This is a genomic window from Vibrio tubiashii, from assembly GCF_028551255.1.
GTDB classification, from domain to species: Bacteria; Pseudomonadota; Gammaproteobacteria; order Enterobacterales; family Vibrionaceae; genus Vibrio; species Vibrio tubiashii_B.
Genome location: NZ_CP117029.1, coordinates 1,582,053 through 1,600,726, shown reverse-complemented (window position 1 = coordinate 1,600,726; position 18,674 = coordinate 1,582,053). Strand labels below are relative to the sequence as shown.

Here is an 18,674-nt window from a genome sequence, read left to right as displayed (position 1 = left end):
TATTACTTCATTGCGTGACCAAGAGACTGAAGGTAAGCGATGATTGCATCCATCTCTGTTTTACCTTCTACATCTTTAGACGCGTTTGCGATTTGCTCATCAGTGTATGGAACACCAAACTGATCACGGAAGATTTCAAGTTTCTTCTGAGTGTTCTTACCATCAAGAACATTTTCTTCAAGCCATGGGAAACCAGGCATGTTTGACTCAGGAACCAACTCACGTGGGTCAATTAGGTGTACACGGTGCCACTCATCAGAGTAACGACCACCAACGCGCGCTAGGTCAGGACCTGTACGCTTAGAGCCCCACAGGAATGGATGCTCGTATACACTTTCACCAGCAACAGAGTAGTGACCGTAACGTTCCGTTTCAGAGCGGAATGGACGAATCATCTGGCTATGACATACGTTACAACCTTCGCGGATGTAAACATCACGACCTTCCATTTCAAGCGCTGTATAAGGACGTAGGTTCTCTACAGGCTCAGTCGTTTGCTTTTGGAAAATCAGGGGAGTGATCTCTACAAGAGCACCCAAGCTGATTGCAAAAACGATAAGAATCGCGAGTAAACCGACATTGCGTTCAACAATTTCGTGGCGATTGTTAGAATTAGAACTCATTCTTTAAATCTCCTTATGCCGGCTGTGGGATAGCTTTAAGGCTATCTTTAGGCGCTGTTACCGTTTTATACGTGTTGTATGCCATTAGGAACATACCTGCTAGGAAAATAAATCCACCTAGGAAACGTACGAAGTAGAATGGGTAAGACGCTTCAACTGACTCAACAAAGCTGTAAGTCAACGTACCGTCAGAGTTAACCGCACGCCACATCAGACCTTGCATTACACCAGAGATCCACATTGCAACGATGTATAGAACTGTACCGATAGTTGCTAACCAGAAGTGAGTATTGATTAGACCAACAGAGTACATACGCTCTTGACCGAATAGGCGAGGGACTAAGTGGTATACCGAACCGATAGATACCATAGCAACCCAACCTAGTGCACCAGAGTGTACGTGGCCGATAGTCCAGTCAGTGTAGTGAGACAGTGCGTTAACTGTCTTAATAGACATCATTGGACCTTCAAACGTAGACATACCGTAGAACGATAGAGATACGATTAGGAAACGTAGGATAGGGTCATAACGTAGTTTGTGCCAAGCACCAGATAGCGTCATGATACCGTTGATCATACCACCCCAAGACGGAGCGAATAGAACCAGTGACATCACCATACCTAGTGACTGCGTCCAATCTGGAAGTGCAGTGTAGTGTAGGTGGTGAGGACCAGCCCAGATGTATAGAGATACTAATGCCCAGAAGTGAACGATAGACAGACGGTACGAGTAAACAGGACGTTCAGCTTGCTTAGGCACGAAGTAGTACATCATACCTAGGAAACCAGCTGTCAGTAGGAAACCTACTGCGTTGTGTCCGTACCACCACTGAACCATTGCATCCACCGCACCTGAGTAAATCGAATAAGACTTACCAAGAGATACAGGGATTGCCATGCTGTTTACGATATGAAGAACCGCAACAGTGATGATAAAGGCACCGAAGAACCAGTTTGCTACGTAGATGTGAGAGGTCCTACGGGTTATCAATGTTCCGAAGAACACGATAGCGTAAGAAACCCAAACAACTGCGATGGCAATATCGATTGGCCATTCTAGCTCTGCGTATTCTTTACCAGAGGTGAAACCCAATGGCAGAGTAATCGCTGCTGCTAAAATGATGGCTTGCCAGCCCCAAAAGGTAAAGGCGACAAGAGGGCCACCAAAGAGACGAGTTTGACAGGTGCGCTGAACAACGTAATAAGACGTTGCGAATAGGGCACTTGTACCAAACGCAAAAATAACCGCATTAGTATGCAGAGGACGTAAGCGACTGTACGTCAACCACGGCGTATCAAAGTTTAGCTGTGGCCAAACTAATTGAGCGGCAATCAAAACACCAACGGCCATTCCGACAATGCCCCAAAGAATAGTAACAAGGGTAAATTGACGGACGACTGTATAGTTGTAGTTTTGTTCAAGCTGCTTTTCTTGGCTCATTTGCATGCTTCCAATTTCTAATTAACTACACTTTACTTCCAACACGACACATGTCGTAATGCCACCCAAAACTGTTAAGAAAATCACACCAAAATTCCTTGGTTAAATATTCTTGCCAGTTTTTAAAAAAAGTGGCATTTTCAGCCGCCAACTATACTGCATTTAACAATTCAATGACAGCGTAGTAACCTTACAGTCGGTCTGGTTTTGGCCTTTTATTTTAAAACTTTGAAGTTTGTTACACGGAGAACCCCACATAATGGCAGCACAGAAACTCACACGAGGCCGTTTTGTTCAAATAATCATCATGTTAACCCTACTTATTACAGCGTTTATTTGGCGTACGGTCACATTCACCGAAGGGCAAGAAATAGAGTGTGAGTTGAAACCAAATTGTACTTTTAGTGTTAAAAACGACCAGTTTTCGGCTTCGAAATTGGAGGGAAAAATAACCTTGAATAAACCCTCAAATAACTGGAAGATTTCAACCGAAAATAAGTCTGTTCAAATCATAGAAAATGAAAATAATTGGCACATAAAAGGGGAAGAATTCGATAACCTAGAAATTCAATTATCCGATCTACAAGAAAGCCAAATAGTCGGTGTAACGTTTAGAATTTAACCAAAAAGCCATCCCGAATTTTCTCCTAATAATTTCTTCTAATGCGGTGACCTGATTTGATAGGTTTACCGCATAAACTCATTTAACCTGTCATTTATCCGTCTATTTCTTTTGTGAAATCAATCTCATGTTCTATCTTTTTAACTAATGATAGTTAACCAAGTAGTTGCAAGTTTTTCGCAGCTTGAAACGAAATACGAGGGATAGAATGTCTACAGTCACGGTCTTTTTTAGTGGTACCGGCGCAACATCGGAAAATCACGTTCATAAAAGCTATGCTTCCGGTGAGCTCGTTTCTGTACTCGCAAAAAATGTGCTCGGCAGAGACAATATTGACTATATACAAGTTGATGGAGTCGGGAGCGGGAACCTAAGTGAATGGCGCAAGCAGACCGATGATCAGGTGTATTGGACTGTGTTCGGCCAGCTGGCAGGTTGGGGCGTTGCAAGCAATATTTCCCATGTCATCAACCTGTTAAAAGGCAGTTCCACAGAAAAGAAAGACTATAAAGATAGAGCAAGTGCATTGTTAGATGAATCCAAACCGTTTAATCGCCTTAGCTCTGCGTACTCGCGTTGGATACAAGAGCGTGATGAATTAGCTCAAGATCTGAAAAGCGGCTTGAGTTTACAGATGGAGAGCATTAGAAGAGAACGGCAGAGAGATCCCATAACACAGCTTAATCTTATCGGTTGGAGCCGCGGTGGCGTAAGCTGCTTCGAACTTGCCAACGAGTTACTTGAACACCCGCAACTTGCGAACATAAGTGTCAATATATTCGCACTCGATCCAGTACCAGGTGGTCTTAACGCCTTTAAGAACTATAAGTCGCTAGGCTCAAACGTAAAGCAAATCGTCTGTTTTTATGCCAAAGACGAACGTTCTTTGTTCTTCAAGGCTAGAATGCCCAAACTCCACAAGAACACAAAGTTCTACACAACTATGATTCCTGGCCGACATGCGACATTAGTGGGAGCCTCAAGAACGAGCGGCGGCAGCAATGGTGAGCATAAACTGTTTGGCCCTGGACAGATCACAAGAGACTTTGCTGAAAAGGTCGTAACTAGCTGGGGAACAAACTTTTCGAACAACTCAACGCTCAACTATTCAAAAGACCAAATCCTAGAGACGTACCAACGTATTGCAAGCAACAAAGCAAAGTTCGAAAAAATGCAGAGCAACGTTTATACACTGAAGAATCAAATTTTCACGTCAACGCCAGATCGCATAGCAAAACCATCAGTGCTAATGGGCATTGACGGAATATTCGAAAACGCAGTAAACAGACATCATTACGATGTGTTGAACAACAACATCTTCGCAATTCGCGGAACAAGTTCAGCGCTTTGCTAAACGATTACTAATAAACAATATTAGAATCGACAGATTATAAATACTGTTTATTAGGTATTTTATGGTAAATCCATTATGTTCAATGAAATAGAGCAAAGTAGAGGATTAACAGCCGTAAACAAGCCAGATTTCGCGTACACGTACATTCCATTTAACATAATATACATAATGCGAACTTAGCAGCTTCTAATTTAGTTAAAACTAAAGTTCCACAAATCATTGAAATACTTGATAAACCTAGCCCGTTAAACTTTTTTGCAATGCTATTCCATAGTGTTTGCGCCTCGTAGGTTTTCGCTTTATCCATCGCTAACCCAATCAAAGCCTTTTCTTTATCTTCTCCAACTACATCAGCAAGCATAAGTATTTGATTTTCGTTTAAATGTGTTCGTCCTTTTCTAACCTCAGTTATCATTTGAGGGCTTACACCTAAATCATGCGCTATTTGCTTATATTGAACATATTTCATCTGTTCTTTATAAGCTTCAATCAGCTTGTTTGTGTACATTTTTAAACACCCTTATTTGGCACGTTTACCTAGATTCTAGTCTTTTAACAAAGAAATTGCTGTATTGACGATACATAGAATTCTGTATTTAATCCCTACAGAAATTACTGTATTAGACCGCTTCGGTCGCTCCCTAAGCTTCTGGGGCGGTCGCTCGGACAACTTTAGGGGGTTGTGATGAAAATGATTAAATTGGATAACGCTGTGATTCTAGATACTGAGACTACAGGTCTGGATTCTAATGCGCGTATTGTTGAAATCTCGATTATTTGTGCATCTACGGGCGACGTATTGGTTAATCAATTGGTTAACCCACTGTGTGAAATTCCAAACGAAGCATATCAAGTGCATGGCATTGGTCATGCTGATGTAGCTGATAAGCCAACCTTCGATACTGTCTGGAATGACATCAAATCCTTTCTTTTTGACCGTGAAGTCATTATCTACAACTTTGATTATGACTACCGCTTAATCGCTCAGTCTCTCTCTGATTTTGATTATCCGCTATTGAATCTCTCGCACATGATAAAGGGTCAATGTGCAATGGAATGGTACGCCGAGTTCTTTGGTGATTGGAATGATTATCACGGCAATTACAAGTGGCAATCCTTGGTCAATGCCTGTCAGCAACAAGGTATTGAAACTGCGGGATTAGTGGCACACCGTGCATTGGGTGATTGCGAAATGACTCGTCGCCTTATCACTGTAGTGAACAAGCAGATTGAGGCGAACCAATGAGCTTTTCAAACAAGCCTGACCGCAAAAACCCTGTCTACTTTGAGCACCATGCCGATGGTTACTGGTGCTCGATTGATGGTCTACCGGAATACTTCAAAACCAAACACGAAATGTACCTCTATGCGTGTGAGTCTGACCGTGAACTGATTGAAATTACGCACGAAAACGAATCTGAGCTACGTGCTAATGGCGCTTTTGACCGAGTATTTCACGATGAATAAGACCGTCATTGATTACGTAAGCTTCTCTGGTTCGCCTTTACTGCTTGAACGCTGCAAAGACATGGCGAAACAACGCTTTGCTTTAGAGCAAATCAATGAGTTTGAATCGATGAACGTGGTCGCTATGGCTCAACGTGAACAAACCAAGATTGCCCACTTTGGGGAAAACCTTGCTCAAGTACTCGGTTGTATCGAGTCAGAAGACTTTGCCAATAAGGATTTGTACTTTGCGGCTCTGGATAAGGAGCTTATCAATGCCGATGTACGAATTGATACTGATGTGTCTTTTAATGAATGTTATCAACGCCTTATTAGCAATATCGGGATTGATATGCTTGACACCCTTTGTCATGGCGAAATCGAATCTTTTCTAGAGGTGTTGGCTGACGAAATCAGCTATGAGCAAAACGAATGGACACTTGAACGTCGTGGTGGCTTTTCTGGTTATCGCTACTCAGCCAAGCTGCTGTGCAATGGTACTCAAGCCGGATTAGTCGCTTGGGGTGCAGCGAACTTTGGTTACTACGTATCGTTTTCCGGTAAAGGCTGCGAGGCCATCAACATGGAAGCGCTCTACAAGGCACTTAAGCAAATGGTTGGTGCCAAACTGACGCGTGTGGATATTGCCCTTGATGACTTACAGGGTAACGTTTCTATCGAAGACATCAAAGACAAGTACCTTGATGGTCAGTTCATTACTCGTGGTACGCCGCCCAGTGCCGGTGAATTTCGTGGCTATCAAAGTATGTCACCACAAGACCGCAAGAAATGTGGCTTTGTGGCTGATGCGGGTCATACCTTTTATGTCGGTGCGCGTGAGAACGGCAAGGTGTTCCGCGCCTACGATAAAGCCGCGCAAATGAAATGCGAACAGTATCCCAACTGGAACCGCTTTGAAGTTCAGATAGGCAACCGTTATAGGGTTATTCCTCTTGAGGTGTTAATCGACCCTGACCCGTATTTTGCAGGCTCGTACCCTGCCCTTGCGTCTCTGATTGATGATGTCGAGCCTATCGCTATCTCGACCACCAAAATCAAATTTATGACCTCGTTTGAAAACGCGGTTAAACACGCTCGTGTTCAGTACGGCAAATTGGTTAACGCCATGCGCCAACTGTACGACGACGATAAACAGATACTCGAAACCCTGACGAAGGGACTCGAACTCAACGACATCCCCGACCGGATTAACTTTCCAGTCGGTCGGGACTTACATCTAGAAAAAACTGGAGAAATACCATGCCATTAACCGTAATCGTCATCGGGTGTGAACACTCGCAAGGTCTATCAAAAAAAGATGACCGTCCATACAACTTCGCTCAAGTGAACTATCTAGCCACTAACGAAGGTTGGAGGTCTGAAAAAGGCGAATGTCAGGCAGTCGGTCTGGACAAGAAACAAATCGCCATGAATCCAAATCCATCACTGGTTATGGCATTCAAAGAATTGGAAAGCCAATTCCCAATGATGTGTGAGCTGCACTTGGATGCAGACCCGCAGAATCCTGCGCGAAACATCGTAGTCGATATCAAGCCAATCAAAGGCTAATCCATGTCTATTTGTGTCGCAATCGTCAAAGGGGTTATCACTCAATCTACGGTCAATGATTGTGAATTGATGGTGCTCTCTAAGGACGAGGTGACTCAACTGGTGAATAGTCAGTTTGATTATTCATTGTTTCAGTTTGACCAGTCTCTGTACCAACTGCTGTTAGGTCAGTTTCTGGTTACGTTCATCGTCGGTCATGTACTTGGCCGCGTTATTAAATATCTCGGAAAAAAATAGGTAACAGTATGAAATACATGAACATTGTAAAAAAAGTCGCTCAAAATCGTTACGCTCAAGCAGGTGTTGCTCTGACTCTGTCTAGCTCTGCAATGGCGGCTGACGACAACTCAACGGCTATCACATCAGCAATCAATGCAGGTAAAGCATTGGTTCAAACCACCACTTCTGGCGTTATTGCGCTTGCTGCCCTTGGCTTTGGTGTTGGCATGGTGGTGACTTGGTTAGCTAAACGCTAATGCTTGTCTCTGTTGGGTTAGCGTCCGTCATGGCCTTGTGCTTTTGTTATGGGGTTTATACGGGCGTGATATCAGGTTAGAGGGGGCTTCGGCCTCCTTTTTTATAGGTCTGATTAGATGAATATCTTTCGTTTCCTTTTTCTTGCATCGTTTCTATTCGCTTTTTCGTCTCATGCTTTTGTTATGAATAATTTTGACTCGTCTGTACATGCCAATTCTGAGAAAGCAGCACAAGCATGGTTAAGTAAGTTTCCTTCTGGCTGTTCTATGTCTTCCGGTTATTACTATACGTATAGTTTGAAGGGAACAACGCCAGATAGCTTTACCTACTTCAGAACTCGTTGGGGTGATTCTGAGTGTAAAGTCTTTCTTAAAAACTTTGAAAGTAAAGTCGGCCTAACAGTTCTTGCTTCATGCCCTGAAGGTCAACAAATGGATCTTGTAACAGGTAAGTGTAAAGCGGTTGACCCTGACAGTGGAGACGGTGATGGTTCCGGTGGTGGTGATGGTTCCGGTGGTGGTGATGGTTCCGGTGGTGGTGACGGTTCCGGCGGTGGTGACGGTTCCGGCGGTGGTGATGGTTCCGGCGGTGGTGACGGTAACACTTGTCCTGTCGGTCAGAAAAAAGACTTAGAAGGTAACTGTATTTGTAATGATGGTTCTAAGCCTAATGCACTTGGTGTGTGTGAAGATTATTGTACTTCAGATGAGTTTAATCAGCTCAAACGCAATAAGATGATTCTTTGTACCAATAAGCGCGGAAAATTCTCTTACAGTTGTAAATCTCGTAGTGATGTAACTTGGCAATGTGATGAAACTGGGGGTGGTAAACCAGACCCTGACCCTGACCCAAAACCAGACCCTGACCCTGACCCTGATAAACCTAGTGGTAACGAAGATGTTGTTGCAGCGATTGATGGGATGAAGACCGATTCAAACACTCGATTGGATACCTTGAGCGGCAAGTTAGATGACATCAAAAAGTCAAACGAGGATAAGTCCGACAAACTGAAAAAGTCGGTCGATGATGCGTCTAAAAAAAGCGAAACCTCGCTTAAAAATATTGATAACTCAGTGGGCAAGGTAACGAATGCTGTTAATGGTCTCGGTAATAATATTGATGGCAATTCAGCAAAGGAGATTAGCAGATTGAATGCCATTAAGAATGCGATCGAATCTCTTAAAACGAGTGGTAAAACGTTCAAGGAACCGGAAGCGCCTGAGTTAACCGATAAGCTTAAAGATGGGCTGTCAGGGCTCGAAAAGGATATTAAAGATATCGAGTCAGATATCGAAACTCGCCTATCTAAATCACCTTTCAACATGGGTGAAATGCACTTCAATAATGGCTCTTACAAAGGGTCGCATTTTGTTCTGGATAATCACGGTCGCAATGTGTCTGTTGATTTTAGTCTGATGGAAAAAATAGGTCCTCATATCGATTTGATACGGGGTGTGATTATTTTGGTGGCTACTTTGATTGGTGCGCTAATTGTGCTTAGTTCTGGTCGCGTGTCTTAGGGGGAACGATGGATTATATCTATACAGTGATTGAGTTCTTAGCAGGTATAGGGAGTGATGTTAAGCACTTCTTGTTTTCTATTCCTGACATGATCATGAATGTTTTTGCTTACGCTTGGTTGTGGTTGATTAAGCTCTATCTTTATCTTGAGCTATCAATGATTAAGCTTGCGTTCAAAGTGGCAACGATGCTGCTCAAAGATTACGAAGTGTATACGGTGCTTAATGGGGCGTTTAATCAACTGTCTCCAGATTTGCGTCATGTGTGTTATGCCATTGGCATTGTCGATGCAATTCGCATCATTATCGATGCGGCTGCTACGGCGTTCGTGCTTCGTGTTATGGGGTGGTAATCATGGCAGTTTATTTTCGACATGGCTCTAACGGGGCGTATAAATCCGCCTATGTGGTTTGGTTTGAGATTGTGCCAGCTCTTCGTGCTGGTCGTGTAGTGGTCACGAATATTGAGGGGCTTAAACCTCTTGAATCTCTTGAGAGAATTCTCGGTGAAAAGTTTCCTGTCAGTGCGCGGCTTATCCGGATATTCAGTCGTAAGATGCAAGGCATTGAACTTTGGCAAAACTGGTTTAACTGGATGCCTGTTAACTCTCTGGTTGTGATAGATGAATGTCAGGATATCTTTGCGCCTGAAGTGGGCTTTAAACGTGAGAAGTCGTTAAAACGTCCCTTAGAGGATTTTTTAGAGCATCTTCCAGATGGTCATGCTGATTTGTTTTACGAACGTTGGACAATGGCAGATACGTCCAATCTGGATGAAGGTGATACGGATGATACTGGCGAGACGCAACTCGATGACCAGGGGCGCTTATTGTATCCCGATAATTTCTACGGGGCGTTTATGCGTCACCGTAAATATCAATGGGATGTCATTCTACTGACACCGGATTACACCTCGATACCCAAGTGGATGCAAGGCTGTGCGACCGATGCATTTTCTCACACCTCGACCGATACGTTTTTCCGTAAGCGTCGCCCACGTATCTACAACCACCGCCCCAAATCAACCAAGACGGCTCCTAGTACGAAACAGGACTTAGCAGCTTGTACGAATAAAAAGATTCCTGTTGATGTATTTGCTCTTTATCAATCGACGGGTACAGGTGGATTCAACGAATCAAAAGCAGATATCACGATCTTAAAATCACCTAAGTTTATCGCGGTGGTTGTTATTGGCCTGTTGGCTCTAGGTAATTTTGTAAGGGAAGCGTATGCGTTATATAGCAGCAATTCTGATGATACGACTGAAGCAGTTAGTGAGGAAGTTAGCGCCAGTTCATCGAGCGGTGAGAATGGCTCTCGCGTATCTGTGGATGAAAACCAAGGCAATACGAAAAGTAGTGTTAGCGTGGCTTCTGGCAATGGTAGTGCTCAAAGTAATTTTGAAGTTGTTATTGATAGTGTGAACCCGTTTTATCAGTACTTTCCGGTATTCAACAATGCGGAGTCAGTGTACCTGACCAGTGTTCTTAAGGTGCGTGACCATGATGAGTTCACCTCCTTTGATTATCGATTCCGTATTGATAAACAAGAAGGCAGTTATTACATCAGTTCTACGGTGTTAAGACGTTATGGTTATCAGTTTGAGGTTATCGACGATTGCTTAATCCAAGTGGAGTTAGAAAACACATTACGTATGCTGACGTGTCCACCGATTCAACAAGTGACTGCATCAAGTGATGAGGCGCTGTCAGAACGAGCTGATGACCTTGAGCAAATCGATATATTCAAACTAACAGATAATGATAAGGAAGCGTAAATATGACAAATGAACAGTTAATGGTGTTTATCGAGGCATTCAATCAAGCGATATTGTTTTATGTGTTTATCGGTGTTTTTGTTGGTTTGGCAATGTATGACTCGATTTCTTGGATGTTGTCTAAGGCAGTCGGCAAGCTAAAGCCCCGCAGGGATAAGGAATTGCGAAGCGATGACGAAGCACCAAGCCACTCGACCGACTAAAATTAGAATGCCCTATCAACTGGCGCGGTCAGTCTGCGCTGACGCGTGAGATAAAAACACCCCTCCTTCCTGCCAGAATACCCCTTGCAGAGACCTGTCACAACAAAGGGGCTTAACGCCCCTGCAACCCACATAAATAGCCCCACACGCTATGCGCAGTCGCGAAGACTGAGCAGCGAGCATAGCAGTGTGGGCGTTCTTATTGCTCACAGCAAATCAATCGAGTGTCGAGATTGATTCCCCTACCTCTACGTTCCGCAAACGCAGTGCGCCAGTGTTTGAGCGTCAGCGAGTCGACCCCGTATAGTAATACGGGGTGAAAGTCTAACTCCTACGAAACTATTCTTTTGTGATTTCTATATATGTCAAAGCCGTAACATAGAAAAATACGAGGAAAGTGCTAAAGGCTGTGTTCACCATCTCACTGCCGATGATTAATGAATCTCCAACATCAAATAATGGTTCCGTTATGCCGATATTAACTGACCATGAATATGCAATTTCCAAAGCAACAAATGCAAATGATAGCTTGTAGATATGCAGCATTATGCTAATGCTGTTTCGATTATTTAGCCTTTTGTAAGAAAACAGAATTACAAAAGGGACTAGTAAAAGCAGAATATCGAATATAAGCAAAACTGACCTCGATTGATGTCGATAAGTTACTAATTAGTATATTCTATTATTGTTTTAAATCCTTTTTAATTTGCTCAATGCTCTGGCTAGTTTAAGCAGACGAGTCGACGTTAGCACTTCCAATTCTGAATTAATCTCAAGCAACCCTATCCCTGCAAGAAGCTGTTGTGGGGTAATGAGTTGTCCAGTAGGAAGCTCCAAGTGATTTTTGTACATCTTAAAACCATTCCACTCTTCTGCATGTGATAGCTCTGCTCTCTTGTACATTCTCATAAGCCTTTTGCACTCTCTCGGAATATCATTCCCAGAATCCCATCCTTTGACAGTCCTCACACTTTTAAAACAAAGCTGTGCTGTTTCTTCAATAGATAACCCGCACTCAAATTCACGAAAAACATAATTTTTGGTCATTTCGTGATACTTCATGATTCACTCTCTCAAAACCGAAAGAGTTTATAAATCTATAAATTATAGTGATACAAGTTTCATTGAACATAAACACGCATAATACGCACTTATAACACTAATTTAGTCAGGAGAATCCCATGTCACGTTCACTGTGTAATTCGCTCATTGTCTTTCTTTTAAGTTGTTGTTTCGCTTCCAGTTAATGTCTAATTTATACAATTAATACACGCTGCGTTTTCGCGTTTCGATTAGTTGTTTAAAAACATTACTTATCGCTCGCTGCGTGCAAAATGTGCGTTGATTGGCGCTGCCGATGAGTCTGGAAATAAAAAAAGAAAATAACTATCAACCTCCTCAACGGATTTCGAAGGAAGATCACATGTACAGCACCCATTCATTTCGTCAGTTACTGCATGCTCAATTTATGGATCTCAATGAAGCCGCCGCGTTTTTTCACGTTCAACCGTATACCGTGACGCGTTGGATCAATGGCTATTCATCGATTAATCCCATGGCTGAAAAATTGCTTCATCTTAAGGCTCGCGGCTATTTGCCACTGGATGCACGCTGGGATGGTTTTCGTGTGCATGAAGAACGCGCCACGCTCATTACACCCGAACGTCGCGAATTCAGCCCCAAAGAATTGCTGGCGTTTGGCTACTGGCGTGATGAACATCGTCAGTTTGTTGAGTTACACGGTCACATTGACAACCCTAAGAAGTATCCGCCTAAGGAAAATAAGTGGCCTTTTTCGGGTGGCGGCTACCGGCGCAAACTACGGCTTTGGGTGCCCAGCAAGTTTAAATGACTCACTTCAGGCTAAATTTGCAGTGATTCTTCCTTTGTCACTCGACTCATGTCTCGCTCACGACTCTGTAAGAAGATTCGCTTTCTATATACAGTGTCGTAAGAAGAATTCATGGAATAAACAATGCCGTTATATTGTGTCACTAATTGGCGCGACTATTCACTCATCACTGCCAAATCGCCGAAGGCGGCCATTCAATCCCTCTATGGCCGCCATTACGAACTTTTAGACAATCAAACACTCACGCAAGACTGTGTGGTGCATGTAATGTGCTGCGAATATCAAGGCTATGTTGAATCGATCCTAGAGCGCATGCACAGTGATATTGACCGCGTTCTGTGGCTAGACATGTACCAAAATACGTTACGCTTTCAGTCAACTTGCAAATTCCTATCTATACATTAGAATCACTGTGTATACATACAGTAATTCTAATTATGCAGTTTAGATATGTGAAAAGTCACGTTGGTCAACGTGTCGATGATAAGGGTCAGGATCACCGCGGTCGCACTATCCAAGTTAAAGACGGGACGACCAAAGAAGCCCTATTTCGCGGCGCCATCGATGTGAATGAATGCGACAACTACCAACGGGTCAAGCTGGTTGGTTTCACGAGCTACAGTCCGGATGATGGTCAAACCTGGGTCAAACTTGAAACCCACTCGTACCTGGTGGGCGTTCGGATCTGGGATGAGCATTACATCGTGCTATACGACGGATTACCCAAAGCCTTCATCTACGAGCCCAAAGGCCCAACACGCTATTACAACAATGTAGTGCCTTTCCCTGTGAACAAGCCCTAGCCAATCACACTGCCTTGAGACGTTTGTGTGATGACTCTTCGTCAAGCTTGATCTTTATTCCTAATCCTCACCATGAGATAGTCAACGGTTTGCAATGATGCTATACCAACCCTTCACGACCATTAACTAAGGACTAAAGTGATGGCGGAACTGGGTTACTGCTCAATCAACAATCTGCAACTGTCGTCGGAGTCACTTGATGCTGTTGCCGAGATAAAAGACATCATGGAAGATGGCAATATGCTCGCGTATTCGGTTGGCGCCGTGCCGTTGTTCGATCTCTTCCTCGGTAAGCAAAAACCAGCCGAGACGTTAATTAGCATCGCGGGTTATGATTGGGTTGAGTTTTCTGAGGTGTTATCCTCAGTGAACAGCATCGTTAAGAACCGAATTAACGGTATTGCTGAGCCGTTGAGCTGGCGAACTCATGGAGAAGAAGGTGAATTTTGGAGGTGTGTATCCCGTGCGACTTTGTAGCTCCCTACTCTGCGCCTTGCTCATAAGCACTAGCGTGCACGCTGACGCCTTTCAGCAAGCAATGATTGACTATGGTAATAAGCTAGAAGAATGCCGCGCCATAGCCAAGTCCAACACCACTGACTTTCCCGTCACTGATTGGTTTTCTGCACTCGATGTTCAAAGCAAAAAAAACGTGGTGCTCTATTTGTCATTAGACAATAGTGCGCGTTGTTCTTCCAAAGAGAAAGCTATCTTAATTAAAGCTGCAGAGACGGCGCCTGAGCCCGCAAAAGAGCCTTTACGTTTCTTATTGGAAGAAAAACCTTATCAGGAATACATCAATAATCTTGACCAAGAAGAAGTGCTCCTAATTCAACAGAAGTTTACGAAGCCGTTCGACTTGTTTCAAGTTGGCGATAGTTTAGGTTTGTTGGAATAACCTTATAGGTGCCACGTTTCTCAAACTAAAGTTACCGAAAATCAAAAAAACTGCGCGATACGAATCACTCTTAAATTATTTGATGCACTTATATCTCTTTACAAAGCAACTCTCTTTGGATTTCAAAACTAACCGGGTCAATCTTAGCAACATAGATTGGACATGAAATATTACTATTTCCTTTTAATATTGAAATCAGTGTATTCAGTTTTCTTTGAGACATCTTTGCCCCTACAGTAATAGATTTAATTGAGTTAGAGTCAATTGATACTTCGTTTTCTTTAGGGTAAATAAGGCGAAATTCATTTTCATACTCCCATTCAAGAGACTTAGTCAATATCAGAGACCCAAACAGCAAGCCCTGTTCTTCTGAATTACCATTCAGACGTTTAGCTGTGTTGAAAATAAGTTCCTCAAAGTCTTGCCTTTTCAAAGTATTATAATTCATAGGACAAAGACCAACTTTCTCACCCATAATTCTATAGATTCCATTGATCAGCTGGTCACCATCGTACTCAATACAAAAGCCTCTTAGGCCATCAGCGTAGTGAGACCACATAAGCCTATTTTCTAAAGCCTGTTTATGCTCATGATTCTTTGCAAAACAGCAAACTCTCGATTCAGTCAAATGCTCAGAAATTATACTTTTTGCAAATTCAAATGTTCTTCTAATGGTCTGGTTGTACTGTTCTTCTAGCTCACCTCTCACTTTTAGTTCAAAGAGTACCTCCTCAATCTGGTGGTTTGGTCGTTGACCACGATGCATCTCCTTATATAACTTGATTGCTTTAACTTCATCATAAGGACCGAGTTCTCTGTTAAGCACGTTTTCTAAATAAACATCCTCAAAGGGATCGTTAAATGCTGAGTATTCGCTAAACCACAAATAGTTGTTAGACAACGCATCCAAGTCATGTGGATTGTATGGAAAGAACTTATACAAACTTTCGTTATCATTCACATTCACATTCATAGTCCCTCTATTTATATCTTAAACGTTAATGTCATAGACATAACTCCGCATAAAAGTATGAGCAACGGCTACTTACACAACCCAACCTAGAACTGAAAATGGCAAGCGTTGCGAATCATTCTTAAATGCTTTGTGAAAATAGTTCTAAAAGTCTACTCGATCTTTTAGCATTTTCTTTTTGTAGCCGATTAAATACAAAGACCCATAAAACCCAAATAGGTCTGGATGCTCTTCCTTTAAGCTATCTACACGTTCATTCAATATTTCAGACAGCTCTTCTGCTACCTTGAACATCTCAGCAATATCTGCACTTTTAATGAACGATTTATCACCTAAGTTATCGAGAAGCTTGTACACACGATCTTTCGCAGCTGGATGGGTTTCGGATACACTGAAGTCACCAATCCCAAATTTATTGCCGTATTCCTCAATAAAATGAAGATAAACCAAAACAGAAAATGCACCTTGAGTTATCCCTTTGTAATCTTTGCTTTTGGGTTTTATATTCTTTAGTGAGTAATGGTCAGCTTCATATTCAAGTGAATGACTATACATTGCAAGTTCACTTAAATATGGCTTTGAACTACTCATTTTCATTAGTAAATCAGCAGAAGGAATATGATCGCATAAATAGTGCGCATATTCATGACCAAAAGTGAACTGCATTTGGCACTTAACCAAAGACTGAATCTTACGCTCTATATGAACTGGTAACTCTCCCCTTGAGTCGATATCGAAGTCTAAAGCTTCAGAGCCTTTAATTATTCTAAGCGCAATTATCAATGCATCAATTCGATCCACTAACTCTATGTCGTATAGATTCCCATAGAATGCAATTGTCATGAAATAATAAAAATACTCTAAGCTTTCAGAAACAACGACAACATCCCCAGCTAATGATTTTATACAAAGAGCATTTACTTCTGGGATATGAGCCATGCCTGAAGGCACAGACTTAACTCGCTTCATATTCTTTTTTTCAAGTAAGCTAATATAGGATTTATGATATGAATCCTTTGTATGGTAATATTGAGTTAAACTCCAAGAACGTCCTGACTCTTCATACTTATCTCTACGAGCACTCATTACACGTACGATTCTTGCTTCATCAACGATAGCATTAGCGCGTAACCTTAATAAGTAGTCATGCGCTCCATTTATATTCCTTAAGCGCAAAATCTCTTTCTTACTACAAAACTCAATAAAATATGTTTCATCGTCAGTTAAGCCTTCAATCTCTTTTGCTGGCTTAAAACCTTTTAAATGAAGATACTCGCCATTACCTAAGTCTGTAGGAATTAAAACGCCTCGCGCAGCCTTCTTTGAACCTGGTATGTTCTTAAGAATACCTTCAATATATTCGTCGCTTAACTTCAATTCTAACCCTCTATTGTTCCAACACCCTGTTAAGGTGTGAGCAATGCAATGCCGCATTAACACTAAACGTAACGCACAGTAAAAATGCCACGCATTGCGATTAACTCCTTAAACAGTTTGTTATGTGCGTGCTATTTAAAACGTAAGCTTTCAGGTGCTTCAAGTACGTCACATACATGCTGTTGTAGTTCAAATAGATATTTTTGAACCATCAGCGCTAACAGATCATGATAATAAAATTCGTCTAACATTGAAGATTGGTTGATCATCAATGATGTTGGGTGGACTATTTTTGATGTGAGTTTGTATATCGTAGAATAGTCAAAACCGAGATCTACGGCTTCAGTCATGTCCTTGACATTTTGGGGACGTTTGATTGCGGACAACTCAAATTTTTCTTTAAACGTCTCCAATCTTTCAAGTTCACTTTGTAAAAACTGAACCTGTTCGGAACTAGAGTCTCCCCCCGCTATAAAGCCTTTAACTATGTCTTTTTGGTCATTCAATGCTTCAGTGAGCCAATTGTTTAGATTTTCTTCACTTTGACAAATAAACTTTGCACGAGCTAAGTTCTCTAAAATAGAACGAACACCAAATGCAAGCAAGTGAATGTCATTATATGCAGATGATTCTACATATCCGATAAACTTTGGAGTAGATTCGAGAATACGAGCCACTAAATCGTTTTGCTTTGAACGAGTGTAGTTTTGACTACCTCCTGTCCACGCAGCAATTTTCTTAATACACTTTCCATATTTGCCGATATTTTTAACTACATCTTTCTGTGAACCATGAGTTACAACATCTGAAAAACTTCTATTCAATCCAAAATCTCCATCAAAGCACATAACACCCAATTAACGTGTGAGTAGCGCAAGCTCTGCACCTTAAACCTTAAACCTTAAACCTTAAATTTAACTCGAAGTGAGAGCGCCAAGTGTTGCGAGTCACTGTTGAATAGCTTCTTATACGCGTTTCTCTAGTGGTTGCCTAACTACTTTTTACACCTTCCAAATCAATAACCTTCCCACGTTTATTTACAAAGGAAAGTTGATAGCCATTGTTTGTTCGGCGCATCATACAAGGACTATTTACATCAATTTCGAGGTTACTAAATTCTTGCCTTGTTACGCCAGAAATAGCAATGACTATACCTGCTTCACCAAAGAATCCTGATACCTTTACGCGAGATGTAATATGATATTTCTCGATCAGTTTGATGATAAATGGATTGAACTTATTGGCTTCAAACTTTCCTACTCGGCTACTGATAGGGAAGTTTTTCGATGGAATGATTTTTACATTGAGAGTGCGATTGTCTGTACAAGGGTGCTTCTCCCAAGGTTTACCCAATGAATCAAAAAATACTCTGCCACCATTGGGGGACTGATAAAAAAACACCGATGCTCCACAGACTGGGCAGTAAGCACTAGGATTTACGTAGCTCACAAACACTTTACTTTGCTCGCGAATATTCCCAACACTTCTTTCTACGGTCTTATTCCGTTGGCTATTTACGCCACTCATACCCCTGAATTTACAACACCAGCCGCAAGTACAATCAGGGTAATGATTATGCCCACTCATTTATCTTTACCTATCCTTAAACTTAGCTACATTAGCAACTTTTTAACTTAGCGAATAAGCTAAGAAGAACAGAACCATGTCAGCTGATTTGAAACACCGCATAGCGTAGACAGAAAAGCTCTGTGTTTAGTAATTGAACACTTCTGTCTTGT

25 protein-coding genes are annotated in these 18,674 nt (G+C 42.0%); 17 read left to right on the top strand and 8 right to left on the bottom strand.

All coding sequences use genetic code 11. The features are described 5' to 3' along the window. Positions 1–2: 2 nt before the first annotated feature. Together ccoO and ccoN are read right to left on the bottom strand one after the other, a co-directional pair. Positions 3–623 (bottom strand): cytochrome-c oxidase, cbb3-type subunit II, encoded by a 621-nt coding sequence (ccoO, locus tag LYZ37_RS07280; RefSeq protein ID WP_004745914.1) that lies wholly within the window; start codon positions 621–623, stop codon positions 3–5. Positions 624–636: 13 nt separating this feature from the next. Beyond that, positions 637–2,064, bottom strand: a complete 1,428-nt coding sequence (gene ccoN, locus LYZ37_RS07275; protein ID WP_004745913.1) for a cytochrome-c oxidase, cbb3-type subunit I — start codon at positions 2,062–2,064, stop codon at positions 637–639. Positions 2,065–2,323: 259 nt separating this feature from the next. On the opposite strand from ccoN, the gene LYZ37_RS07270 reads away from it, so the two are divergent. Together LYZ37_RS07270 and LYZ37_RS07265 are read left to right on the top strand one after the other, a co-directional pair. Further along, positions 2,324–2,686, top strand: a complete 363-nt coding sequence (locus tag LYZ37_RS07270) for a hypothetical protein (protein ID WP_272787084.1) — start codon at positions 2,324–2,326, stop codon at positions 2,684–2,686. Between the two features lie 208 nt (positions 2,687–2,894). Then, positions 2,895–4,040: a hypothetical protein gene (locus LYZ37_RS07265; RefSeq protein WP_272787083.1), complete on the top strand. Its 1,146-nt coding sequence runs from the start codon at positions 2,895–2,897 to the stop codon at positions 4,038–4,040. 151 nt (positions 4,041–4,191) lie between these two features. Here LYZ37_RS07265 and LYZ37_RS07260 read toward each other — a convergent pair whose 3' ends face one another. Further along, positions 4,192–4,548, bottom strand: coding sequence for a DUF3693 domain-containing protein (locus LYZ37_RS07260; RefSeq protein WP_272787082.1), 357 nt, complete (start codon positions 4,546–4,548; stop codon positions 4,192–4,194). A 177-nt stretch (positions 4,549–4,725) separates the two neighbouring features. Between LYZ37_RS07260 and LYZ37_RS07255 the strand changes: the two genes are divergently transcribed. From LYZ37_RS07255 to LYZ37_RS07210, 10 genes are all read left to right on the top strand, one after another. Next, positions 4,726–5,286, top strand: a complete 561-nt coding sequence (locus LYZ37_RS07255) for a 3'-5' exonuclease (RefSeq protein WP_272787081.1) — start codon at positions 4,726–4,728, stop codon at positions 5,284–5,286. Beyond that, positions 5,283–5,507: a hypothetical protein gene (locus LYZ37_RS07250; protein ID WP_272787080.1), complete on the top strand. Its 225-nt coding sequence runs from the start codon at positions 5,283–5,285 to the stop codon at positions 5,505–5,507. Before LYZ37_RS07255 ends, LYZ37_RS07250 begins: the two co-directional genes overlap by 4 nt. Beyond that, a complete protein-coding gene (locus LYZ37_RS07245; protein ID WP_272787079.1) occupies positions 5,500–6,756 on the top strand; it encodes a replication initiation factor domain-containing protein in 1,257 nt (418 codons plus the stop codon). The genes LYZ37_RS07250 and LYZ37_RS07245 overlap by 8 nt, the downstream gene beginning before the upstream one ends. Then, on the top strand, positions 6,747–7,055 hold the full coding sequence (locus LYZ37_RS07240; RefSeq protein WP_272787078.1) for a hypothetical protein: 309 nt from the start codon (positions 6,747–6,749) through the stop codon (positions 7,053–7,055). The genes LYZ37_RS07245 and LYZ37_RS07240 overlap by 10 nt, the downstream gene beginning before the upstream one ends. Before the next feature lie 3 nt (positions 7,056–7,058). Next, on the top strand, positions 7,059–7,292 hold the full coding sequence (locus tag LYZ37_RS07235; RefSeq protein ID WP_272787077.1) for a transcriptional regulator: 234 nt from the start codon (positions 7,059–7,061) through the stop codon (positions 7,290–7,292). A gap of 8 nt (positions 7,293–7,300) precedes the next feature. Then, on the top strand, positions 7,301–7,531 hold the full coding sequence (locus tag LYZ37_RS07230) for a hypothetical protein (protein WP_272787076.1): 231 nt from the start codon (positions 7,301–7,303) through the stop codon (positions 7,529–7,531). Between the two features lie 183 nt (positions 7,532–7,714). Further along, positions 7,715–9,052: a hypothetical protein gene (locus LYZ37_RS07225; protein WP_272787075.1), complete on the top strand. Its 1,338-nt coding sequence runs from the start codon at positions 7,715–7,717 to the stop codon at positions 9,050–9,052. 8 nt (positions 9,053–9,060) lie between these two features. Then, on the top strand, positions 9,061–9,405 hold the full coding sequence (locus tag LYZ37_RS07220) for a DUF2523 family protein (protein WP_272787074.1): 345 nt from the start codon (positions 9,061–9,063) through the stop codon (positions 9,403–9,405). A gap of 2 nt (positions 9,406–9,407) precedes the next feature. Then, on the top strand, positions 9,408–10,829 hold the full coding sequence (locus tag LYZ37_RS07215; protein WP_272787073.1) for a zonular occludens toxin domain-containing protein: 1,422 nt from the start codon (positions 9,408–9,410) through the stop codon (positions 10,827–10,829). Positions 10,830–10,831: 2 nt separating this feature from the next. Next, a complete protein-coding gene (locus tag LYZ37_RS07210; protein WP_272787072.1) occupies positions 10,832–11,032 on the top strand; it encodes a hypothetical protein in 201 nt (66 codons plus the stop codon). 690 nt (positions 11,033–11,722) lie between these two features. Here the strand turns inward: LYZ37_RS07210 and LYZ37_RS07205 are convergent. After that, positions 11,723–12,094, bottom strand: coding sequence for a regulator (locus tag LYZ37_RS07205; RefSeq protein ID WP_272787071.1), 372 nt, complete (start codon positions 12,092–12,094; stop codon positions 11,723–11,725). Between the two features lie 361 nt (positions 12,095–12,455). Between LYZ37_RS07205 and LYZ37_RS07200 the strand changes: the two genes are divergently transcribed. From LYZ37_RS07200 to LYZ37_RS07180, 5 genes are all read left to right on the top strand, one after another. Continuing rightward, a complete protein-coding gene (locus LYZ37_RS07200; RefSeq protein ID WP_272243286.1) occupies positions 12,456–12,884 on the top strand; it encodes a phage protein in 429 nt (142 codons plus the stop codon). Between the two features lie 123 nt (positions 12,885–13,007). Next, complete coding sequence (locus LYZ37_RS07195) at positions 13,008–13,289, top strand: hypothetical protein (RefSeq protein ID WP_272787070.1); 282 nt, start codon at positions 13,008–13,010, stop codon at positions 13,287–13,289. 32 nt (positions 13,290–13,321) lie between these two features. Further along, positions 13,322–13,687 carry a hypothetical protein gene (locus tag LYZ37_RS07190; RefSeq protein WP_272787069.1) on the top strand — a complete coding sequence of 122 codons (366 nt, stop codon included), beginning with the start codon at positions 13,322–13,324 and terminating at the stop codon, positions 13,685–13,687. Between the two features lie 141 nt (positions 13,688–13,828). Further along, complete coding sequence (locus tag LYZ37_RS07185; RefSeq protein ID WP_253649409.1) at positions 13,829–14,164, top strand: hypothetical protein; 336 nt, start codon at positions 13,829–13,831, stop codon at positions 14,162–14,164. Further along, on the top strand, positions 14,151–14,585 hold the full coding sequence (locus tag LYZ37_RS07180; protein ID WP_272787068.1) for a hypothetical protein: 435 nt from the start codon (positions 14,151–14,153) through the stop codon (positions 14,583–14,585). Before LYZ37_RS07185 ends, LYZ37_RS07180 begins: the two co-directional genes overlap by 14 nt. Before the next feature lie 88 nt (positions 14,586–14,673). On the opposite strand, the gene LYZ37_RS07175 is transcribed toward LYZ37_RS07180, so the two are convergent. The 4 genes from LYZ37_RS07175 to LYZ37_RS07160 form a co-directional block, all read right to left on the bottom strand. Further along, entirely contained in the window at positions 14,674–15,546 is an 873-nt protein-coding gene (locus LYZ37_RS07175) for a DUF2971 domain-containing protein (RefSeq protein ID WP_272787067.1), read from the bottom strand. 156 nt (positions 15,547–15,702) lie between these two features. Then, positions 15,703–16,935, bottom strand: coding sequence for a hypothetical protein (locus LYZ37_RS07170; protein WP_272787066.1), 1,233 nt, complete (start codon positions 16,933–16,935; stop codon positions 15,703–15,705). Between the two features lie 131 nt (positions 16,936–17,066). Further along, entirely contained in the window at positions 17,067–17,759 is a 693-nt protein-coding gene (locus LYZ37_RS07165) for a DUF5677 domain-containing protein (RefSeq protein WP_272787065.1), read from the bottom strand. Between the two features lie 166 nt (positions 17,760–17,925). After that, positions 17,926–18,522: a hypothetical protein gene (locus LYZ37_RS07160; RefSeq protein WP_272787064.1), complete on the bottom strand. Its 597-nt coding sequence runs from the start codon at positions 18,520–18,522 to the stop codon at positions 17,926–17,928. Positions 18,523–18,674: the final 152 nt, after the last annotated feature.